Source organism: Undibacterium sp. JH2W, from assembly GCF_049340425.1.
Classification (GTDB): Bacteria; Pseudomonadota; Gammaproteobacteria; order Burkholderiales; family Burkholderiaceae_D; genus Undibacterium.
Genome location: NZ_JBMPOT010000006.1, coordinates 355,253 through 364,278, shown reverse-complemented (window position 1 = coordinate 364,278; position 9,026 = coordinate 355,253). Strand labels below are relative to the sequence as shown.

8 protein-coding genes are annotated in these 9,026 nt (G+C 49.6%); 5 read left to right on the top strand and 3 right to left on the bottom strand.

Going from position 1 to position 9,026, the window contains the following annotated elements:
* The coding region (locus ACO0LC_RS11345; protein WP_423003029.1) for a hypothetical protein at nucleotides 1-181 on the top strand (181 nt) is incomplete at its 5' end.
* 784 nt (nucleotides 182-965) lie between these two features.
* Here ACO0LC_RS11345 and ACO0LC_RS11340 read toward each other — a convergent pair.
* Complete coding sequence (locus ACO0LC_RS11340) at nucleotides 966-2,081, bottom strand: metallophosphoesterase family protein (RefSeq protein WP_423003027.1); 1,116 nt, start codon at nucleotides 2,079-2,081, stop codon at nucleotides 966-968.
* A 542-nt stretch (nucleotides 2,082-2,623) separates the two neighbouring features.
* Between ACO0LC_RS11340 and ACO0LC_RS11335 the strand changes: the two genes are divergently transcribed.
* Nucleotides 2,624-2,899 carry a hypothetical protein gene (locus ACO0LC_RS11335; protein WP_423003025.1) on the top strand — a complete coding sequence of 92 codons (276 nt, stop codon included), beginning with the start codon at nucleotides 2,624-2,626 and terminating at the stop codon, nucleotides 2,897-2,899.
* Nucleotides 2,900-3,309: 410 nt separating this feature from the next.
* On the opposite strand, the gene ACO0LC_RS11330 is transcribed toward ACO0LC_RS11335, so the two are convergent.
* On the bottom strand, nucleotides 3,310-3,783 hold the full coding sequence (locus tag ACO0LC_RS11330; RefSeq protein ID WP_423003023.1) for a hypothetical protein: 474 nt from the start codon (nucleotides 3,781-3,783) through the stop codon (nucleotides 3,310-3,312).
* Between the two features lie 749 nt (nucleotides 3,784-4,532).
* Nucleotides 4,533-6,005 (bottom strand): hypothetical protein, encoded by a 1,473-nt coding sequence (locus ACO0LC_RS11325; RefSeq protein WP_423003021.1) that lies wholly within the window; start codon nucleotides 6,003-6,005, stop codon nucleotides 4,533-4,535.
* Nucleotides 6,006-6,558: 553 nt separating this feature from the next.
* Between ACO0LC_RS11325 and ACO0LC_RS11320 the strand changes: the two genes are divergently transcribed.
* Genes ACO0LC_RS11320 through ACO0LC_RS11310 form a run of 3 tightly spaced genes read left to right on the top strand, consistent with a single transcriptional unit; the run spans nucleotide 6,559 to nucleotide 8,986 of the window.
* Nucleotides 6,559-7,419 (top strand): ATP-binding cassette domain-containing protein, encoded by an 861-nt coding sequence (locus ACO0LC_RS11320; RefSeq protein ID WP_423003019.1) that lies wholly within the window; start codon nucleotides 6,559-6,561, stop codon nucleotides 7,417-7,419.
* On the top strand, nucleotides 7,416-8,234 hold the full coding sequence (locus ACO0LC_RS11315; protein ID WP_423003017.1) for a hypothetical protein: 819 nt from the start codon (nucleotides 7,416-7,418) through the stop codon (nucleotides 8,232-8,234). Before ACO0LC_RS11320 ends, ACO0LC_RS11315 begins: the two co-directional genes overlap by 4 nt.
* On the top strand, nucleotides 8,231-8,986 hold the full coding sequence (locus ACO0LC_RS11310) for a hypothetical protein (protein ID WP_423003015.1): 756 nt from the start codon (nucleotides 8,231-8,233) through the stop codon (nucleotides 8,984-8,986). The genes ACO0LC_RS11315 and ACO0LC_RS11310 overlap by 4 nt, the downstream gene beginning before the upstream one ends.
* The last annotated feature ends 40 nt before the right edge of the window (nucleotides 8,987-9,026 follow it).

Genomic DNA, 9,026 nt, shown 5'->3' with positions numbered 1-9,026 from the left:
CGCTGGTATGGCAGCAGCCAAATCAAAGGTGTGGGCACCCTTGTATCAACATTACCGGCGACTTGGCTGGCCCTCAACGGCCGCTATCATGATCATCGCACGTAAAATATTGCGAGTTGCTTTTAGCTTGATCAAGAACGGCGTTGATTTTAATTCTGATCTCATCTCGATAAAAACTTGACGGGAACCATAGAATCTAATCGTACCTACGGGATGTTACCGAATGCATGCTGGATGACATGATCGTCATTCAATGACGGTGCGTTGTAACGCACCCTACCTGGGTGGCCGCTATCAAGACACGGCATTTTCCGCAACTTGCGTAGGTACGATTAGCGCAAGCGTAATCGTACGCATGCAGGCGACGGTAATGACTGCTGCCTCGCAAAAACGCGTTAACATCCTGCGGATTTTTCATCTCCTTGCCCATGGCTGGCGATATGTCATGTCTGCGATTTGTACGATGACGCTGCGCTAATCGTACCTACGGGATGTTACCGAATGCATGCTGGATGACATGATCGTCATTCAATGACGGTGCGTTGTAACGCACCCTACCAGGGTGGCCGCTATCAAGACACGGCATTTTCCGCAACTTGCGTAGGTACGATTAGCGCAAGCGTAATCGTACGCATGCAGGCGACGGTAATGACTGCTGCCTCGCAAAAACGCGTTAACATCCTGGGGATTTTTCATCTTCTTGCCCATGGTTGGCGATATGTCATGTCTGCGATCTGTACGATTACGCTGCGCTAATCGTACCTGGAATATGTCTATAGGCAGAAATGCCATCTACAGTCACGCCAACCTGCCTGCGGTATTTGGCCAGACGACAGGCGAGACGTTTTTGGCTTCTTGCAACGCACCTATACCGATGCAGAAAGAACCAGAAGGGCAGGTTTGCCCACCAGCTCCAGTAGCTATACTTCTGTCGAGTCGAGCAAGTGGTTGCACGACATGCAGGCTCAGAAATCGACGGATTTCAGTTTTTGTGTTTTGCCATAGTACTCATCAAAGCCATACACATCCAGATGCACTTTGCCACTGGCATGGACTTTGACGATAGCCCAGGCATACATGCGGTCTTGCGGCTTGGTGCTGTCGCTTGCCTTGGCCGAGAATGGTGAACCACCCGAACCTACCGTCACTTGCCATGCCTTGCCACCCGTGGCCAGGGTAGGTTGCCAGGCATTGTAAATATGCTGGTGCCCGCAGAAATAGCTGGCCTGATAGGTTTCGATCACATCCCAGAAATCTTTCAGGTTGTCAGGGTAAATATCCAGCCCATCCAGATTCACATCGGTTTTGTAGAAATAGGTGTAAGCCGGTTTATGACCAAACACAAAGTAGTGCTTGGCACCACGGCCTTTGGCCTGCTTGAAATCTTCTGCCAGCCAGTGAGCAGGCGCATGGCCATCATTGCCAACCGGGTCGGTGTTGATGACGGCGAAATGGCTGTCGGCAAAGTCGAAAGAAAAACTCAACTGTGACTGGCTGGTCTGGATATTGTCAGGGCCACCTACGGCGGGGGCATTGTCCACCTGGAAAGCCGCAAGCTCTTTGCCGACGATGCTTTTCCAGCGCTCAGTGTCAACAATCAAATCTCCCATGTTCTCACGCCAGATGTTTTCATTGGCCAGGCTGGCCGCTTTTTGGGTTTTGCCTGTGCTGTCTTTGCTGCGCTCCTGCATTTCATGGTTGCCGGGCACGGGCACCACATAAGTGCCGGTTTCCATCAGGTTGGCCACCATGCCGCGCCAGAATGCATATTGACGGTTGAAGGTGGCTTTGTCCGTCGTGTAACCCATCACCATGTCACCGTTAAAGAACAGCGCAGTTGGGCGATGGGTCTGGATCTCGCGCAAGATGCGTGTCACGGCCTTGGTATTTTGCAGCCAGATCTGGTCTTGTCTGTTCAAATGCGACCCCGGCTCGGCACGCGAATCACCCACGGTCGCAAACGAAACCAGCACAGGATCAGGTTTGGCAGCAAGCACGCTCTGCTGCACCAAGAGGGTAGAGATGGCAAAAGTAAGATTGGCTAGCAGCTTATAAGCTTGCGTGGCTGGTGTAGTCGACATGGGGTTCTCTGCGAATAAAATATACAGAGTATAGGGGGGCTATATGACAGGAATAAAACAGGATAGTGCTCTGAACTTTGCAAAGCAGACAGACGCACGCAATCTATACTTGACCAGTGTCGCGAGCCACCTTGCCGCTGTGCCAGGTAAGAGGTGTGGTGTTCCCCACAAAAAAGCAGCAGACTAGAGTGCAAATGCGATCGCCGATACTGACATTTTTTTAGTAGAGACGCTGACTGGGTATGCAGTTTTGAATTCTTGCCTGTAGTTTTGAGATATATTACCGCCTTTCTCCCGCTTTGCTTTTTTGCTACTGAATCAACCGTATCCTATGATCAAGGAACTATTTTTTGTACCTTTACTGTCTTTACTTTTGTGTAATGCTGACCATGCAGGCAAGGCAGAGATCGTCAATGAGCTAATCTCGACGGCAAGTAAATTTGCTCACAGTCCAGATGGCATGGACGTGAGTTGGTCAAACGGTAGCTAAAAGTGTGGAAGACACTTCCCCTGTCTTGTTGTTAAGAGCACTTACCCAGCAATTGGATTTACATATCAAGTCCAAACAGCTCGATCAGGCACAAACAGTTGATGCGCAGATTTTGGCATTCAAAGAAAAATACCAACAACTGACTGGCCCCTCTTATGCAGAGTTTTTGCATAAACATGCCGAACTGCTGGTATTACAGGAGCAGTTTTCTGAAGCAGAAAAAGCATCTCTGCAAGCTATGAAGAGCGTCCTATCCAGACATGGGTGCGTTTCTCTCAGGATTGGCAAGCCAACCCAAGTGGCAAACCTTACCCAAAACCGGAATTAATCTTCGATAGCTGCAAGTCAGATAAATTTGAAATGATGATTACTGATACCCAGTCTCAGGACACTGACTTCAGTTGCAAGATCGATGCGGCAGGAAAACCATACAACTTCTCCAGCGATCTTTACAAAAAGAATTACACCCTGACATCTGAGCTGAGGACCATACTCGCCCAATGCAGATTTAAACCAACGCTCATTAATGGCGAAGCCAGAATCAATAAAGCCATTATGCGCTTCACCCGCAAGTAGCCTGCCAATTAAGGCAGCGTCAGCCTGTCACAATAATTGCCCTGGTTTTGATGGGGGATAGGCTGGCAAAGAAGCCTATCCCCTGCGTTTTGTGGAAGTTGGTTCTGCCAGTGGTAAAGATATCCATTTACCCAGTACCGGATTGCGCACCTCCGCCCTGGCCTAAAACTTCGATTCCCATTGCGCGTTGCCGCGTCTGTCAGTCGCGCCATAAATGGTACGTGCAACGGCACACAGCGCCATGAGCTGCACCATCAACAGATACCATCCCGCTTCACCGGCGGCGACGGCATCCTCGGTATGACCATTGAAGCGCATGGTATGCTTGACCCTGGTCACATAGAGTGAAATGAATTCCATGAATGAATCTGGTGACGGATGTGCGACCTTGCCCATGAAGTAGAAAGACAGGTAAATACCCAAGAAAATCTGCAAGACGAATGCCACCGCGACCAGCAGCAAAAAGGCAAAGTCAATGCGGCGGGCTGGAAACTTGAAATAGTTTGCCGCAAGGTAAAACCCGCTCATGGCACAAAACCCCATGAGGACCGCACCGACAGGCAGGAACACCAGATAAGAAAATGAAAAAAGATTCAGGCCGGTACCACGCCAGACCAGTGCGTTGATTATGCTCACCAGCAATGAGCTGATCAGGCAACATGCCCAAGCAATGGGTCTTGCGTATGATGGTAGGGATGTCACAGGCTGGCCTTGATGTGAGTAGGATACTGGATTTTTGTCTACCCTTTATCAGGATAAAATTTGCGCGATATTATCTTGAGGTTACAGCGGCGTCAAGGATATGCGTTTGCGCGACTTTTGTAGGGTGCGTTGTAACGCACCATGGCCTTCACTGCTGCTGTGGCGGTTTTGCGTAAGTCCTATTTATGATATTGAGTAAAAGCCAGACCAGAATGACATGAGTGGCAGACGATGGCATTCAAATCCCAAAGCACAGATGACTATCTCTGTGAAAAGCTTGCTTGTTTTCAGACCGACTGATTGGTGGATCGAAGTGGTAGAGATTCATTCTACAAAACCATTTGCCATTTCATGCAATTGGATCTTGCTCAGATGGATCCCAGCCTGCGCTGGGATGACATTGCGATGAGTGTGGACCATCAAACTCTACGGTGCTAATCTGCCCCTGACCTTAAAATCGTCATTCCAGCGCAGACTGAAATCCACCGGGCTGGCGCGCCCGTGGCGTTCGTCGCATAGGCATATCGCTGTTATTGCCGTATCGTTGCGCAGTAGAGGGCGTAGTAGAGGGCGTAGTGCGGGCGGCGTGCACTACACATTGCGGTATTTTTCTGGGCGGCTTATATCAACTCATTCGCACCAATCGCACTATCTTCTGCAATCGACAGTAGACCAGCCAGCAATTATTTTTGTGAAGTTTTTTCCTGCTTGTTCAAAGGAGAAAGCAGGTAGCAAAAGTAATTCGACCCTGAGGTGATGATCTGTCCCCTGTCATTGATGGCGATGGCATTGGTGAGGGAAAGAGTGGTCGGCTTACTGACCAGAGTATTGAGGTCTCGCATGTTCTTACCATTGGCGTCGGTAACAAAGGCATACAATTCCACACCTTCAGCCGCGCTCCAGCCGACAACCTGGCCGTGATTGTTGATGCTGTTTGCCTGACTATTGGCATCTTTACTGAGTGCACCCAAATCTATCAAACTCATTCCGTCTGGGGAGGTGATAAAAGCGTGCTTATAAGATTCTTTATTATCTGTTTGCCCAACAATCTGCCCCTTGGCATTGATTCCATAGGCATTGCTTTGGGTTCTTTTCCCAGCCAGGACACTGATATTTTTTATCGCCATTGTGTCGAATGCCAGGGATGCGGCATTGTCATAAAGAACATTCGCATCCGGGATGCGAGCATCGACAAAGATAGTTCCTGCGACCACGCCGCCGTCATTGATACTTTTTGCATGGAAAAACTGCGGTAGCTCGCGCCTGCCCTTGCCATCGGGGCCGGTGAGATAGGATTTGCTGGGTGATGCGCCAAAGTTCATGTCGAAGAAAACTTGCCCTTTGGCGTTGATGCCCTTGGCTTCACTATCTGCCCCTGGTTCATTTTCCAGTTGACGCATGCCCTGGCCATCAGGGCCGGTAATAAACGCCCGTGAAGAACTGTTATCAATTTTCTCTGAACTGCCTACCACTTGCCCGCTGGCGTTGATAGCATGTGCCCGGCTGGTATCTCCGCCCAGTGTACCCAGATCAGTGATGCCGACACCGTCCGGCCCGGTAATAAAGGCGCGATTGTGGTCTTTCTTGTTGTCGGACACACCTACTACTTGCCCCTTGTTATTCATGCCACTGGCAAAGCAATTCTTGCCGCCCAGCGTGCCCAGGTCACGAACACTATATTCTGGCTGTACACCTGTTTTGTCTTGCGCGCGATTGGCGGGCTGGCTACTTGTGTTGCTACTATTACCCGCTGGGGCCATGATGTCGAGATAGCGCTGCGCTTCTGCATTGCCAGCATTGGCTGCATGTCGAAACCACTGCACCGCCAGTTGATCATTCTTGTTGATACCAGTTCCCTGATAGTACAGTCCTGCCAGTATCAGGGCTGCATCAGCATTGCCTAGCTCTGCTGCCTTTTGTAGCCAATAGACCGCCTGTTCACCACTCTCAGGTGTGCCAGCACCTAGTATATGCATCATGCCCAGCGCAAAATGCGCAGTTGCATCCCCTTGTTTTGCCAGTTGTTTATAGGCGGACAGTGCGGTCGCGTAATCCCCTTTTTTAAAGGCTGCTTTTGCTTGTTCCAGTGTTTGCGCGCTGGCGTTTGTTACTGTGAGCGCAATAGCCAGGATGAGGGTGAAGGGGAGCCGTTTCATTTTTCGGGTGTAGTCAGGTGTGTGATGTGGGACACTATTTACCGCCAGAAAACAGGTGTCGACAGAGGCGTGTAGTGCGCGATCCATGTTACATTGGACAGTCCTTTCTGGCAAATTTTCTGGTTTTTTTCAAGGAAATGAATGCGGGGGAATGTTGAATTTATATCGCCGTATAAGATCGGTGCGCATGGCACAAGCAGCACATTGCACTACTTTGTAGCTTGCGTAATAAAGGGTAATTAGTACCGCCTTCTGGATGAGGGTGGCGAATGTTTGCATGACTTCACATGGCTTCAATAGACCGCTCTCCTTTCCATCGCAAGGCAAGCCAGGTTCTAGTACAAATGCTTGCAAAATCTTCCTGTTAAAAAATCACGATTGAGAATACACTCCCGTGTTTGCTGCCTTATTGCCGGATGGGCGCGCGAGTGACGACGCAAGAAATAAAAGAATCTATTTTCCTCGCGATGCCCTTTCCATGTTCTCCCCGCGTTCTCCCCGTATTTTCCCTTAAAACAGCGCGCTGGCTATATTTGACGACTACAGGAAATCAATGATCAAAGTCTCACAACTGCAATTTGATTACGGGCGAAAAAACGTCTATGGCGATTTTGCGTTGAACCTGAGCCAGCCTGGCGTGTATGGTCTGTTTGGCCGCAACGGCAGTGGCAAGTCCACGCTCTTGAAGATACTCTCGGGTTTGCTGTTCCCGCATGGTGGCCAGGTCGAGGTGCTGGGTTTCAAGCCTGCCGCGCGCTTGCCGACGTTTTTGGAACAGGTCTATATAGTTCCTGAAGAATTTCACTTGCCCAATATCAGCCTGGCAACGCTGTATAAAACCCATGCGCCTTTCTATCCGCGCTTTTCTGGCCCGGACTTTTTGCGCTATGTCGAGATTTTTGAGATACCGCGCGACAAGAGCTTTGCGGCCATGAGCCTGGGGCAAAAGAAAAAAGCGGTGATCGCCTTTGCGCTGGCTACCCATACACCCTTGCTGCTCATGGATGAACCTACCAATGGCCTGGACATTATCGGGCGGGCGCAATTCAAGACCATCCTGGGTGGCAAAGAGCATGCCGACCGCATGGTTATCATCAGCACGCACCAGGCACATGACCTGGAAAGTCTGATGAGCCATGTGCTGTTTGTTGACGGCGGCAAGCTGGCCCTGTCAGCCAGTATGGAAACCCTGCAGCACACGCTGCAACTGGGGGTGGCAGACAATCAGGCGGATACGGCAGGCTGCATTTATCAAGAGGCATTGGGCCAGCAATGGGCCTATGTCAAGCGCAATGAAGGTGCTACGCCAGGTGCGGTCAATCTTGAGTTGCTATACAAGGCCTTGAGCATGAATAAACAAGGGGTGCTCGATGCCGTGGCAGACAGGCACAACACAGCAGGGACAAAAAAATGACAGATCCTATTTTTGATTTTCAACGTTTTGCTCGCTTGCTGCGCGCCCACTGGGCTGAGAGCTGGCGCGAATATGCCTGGTTTGCCGCAGCCCTGGCGATGCTGGACCTGATCTTCATGGCGATCTTCCTCTCTGGCTCGTCAGGTAATTCATTTCTTCAGTTTAAATTTGAATCGCAAGTGGCATGGTATATGACAGGTTTGTTTTTATCAGCATTGATCTTTGCCGGCCGCTATTTCAAGTATCTGCTCAATCCCGGAGCCAGCCTGATTGCCCTGATGCGGCCAGCGTCCGTATTTGAAAAATGGTTAATGGCTTTTCTGTTCATCAGTATTTTTTATCCTCTGGCGTATACTTTGCTGTATATCCTGCTCAATTATCCTGCCGTTCAATTGGCCAGGAGTATGGCTGCTCAGGGTATTAAATTGAATTTTCTTGAAAGTGATTACCGCTTTTATATACCATTCTTGACGACAACATCAGTGGTCGATGGTGGTCGGGGAGCCCGGATATTTTTGACATCGCAGCAATTGTTCTTTATTTTATTAAACACTGCACAGGCGCTCATGGCAGGAGGAACGGCATTTTTTAAACGCTCGCCCGTGTTGAGCACCTTGCTGGTGAGCTTCCTCTTATTTGTTTTTTTTACCTTGGCTGGTGTTGCCCCGAAACTGGGGATTTTTGCCTTGGACTATGATGATATAGTCCAGCACAATACGCTGGAATATGCGCTGTCAGTCACTCTTTGGTTGGGCTTGCCTGTGTTGTTGTGGGCAGCTTTATTCTTTCATATCAAAGAGCGGGAGCTTGCATGATACCGCGCCCCCTGTCCAAGCTTGGTCTTTGGTTGTTTGTGCTTGCCATTATCTGGTATGTTGTCGGCAATTCCCTTTTGGCAGACCTGAAGAAAGCCCAGTTGGCACAGGCCAAAGACAAGCAAATCATAGAGCAAAAATTTGATGTAGGCAGCAGTGGCCGTGTCGTGATACGCAAACAGGATGCCGATCTTAACTTTGACGGCATCAGCCTGATTCTTGATCCGGATGCATCGCAGGCCACTATCCACAATGAACATGTGCGTATTCCCATCGCAGGGAAAGTCGAAGATGCAGCCTTTGTTATCACGGTAGGCAGAGGGAATTTGCCTGTGTCGTATTCGTCGGAGAAAATTGAAATCCGCTTGCCTGCATCCATCAGCCAGATAGAAATTTCTGGCGTTGGTAGTGTAGACCTGACTGGCCGCCTGCCAGTATCAGCAAGTACATTGAGCCTGGGCATTGCAACTTGTGATGCACGATTTGAACTGCAGGATGTGGCAGTCAAGCAACTCAAACTTGTTTCAAGCTGCCAGGCAGTACAAAAAAACTGCTGCACCTCTGGTTTTGAACTGGGCGACAAAGTCCAGGTCGGTAGACTGGATGTGGCAATGCAGTATGGCGAACTGAATATTTCTGGTGACGTGGTGCCACAAGAAACCTTACTGAATGTCGGTGATGAAGTACACATCACAGGAAAGCGTGCATTTTTTCAGTCTGCCCGCTTTAGTCATTATTTGCTAAAAAATTGAGGCTGCACATGCGGCGATACAACTTGCTCGATGTAGCTAT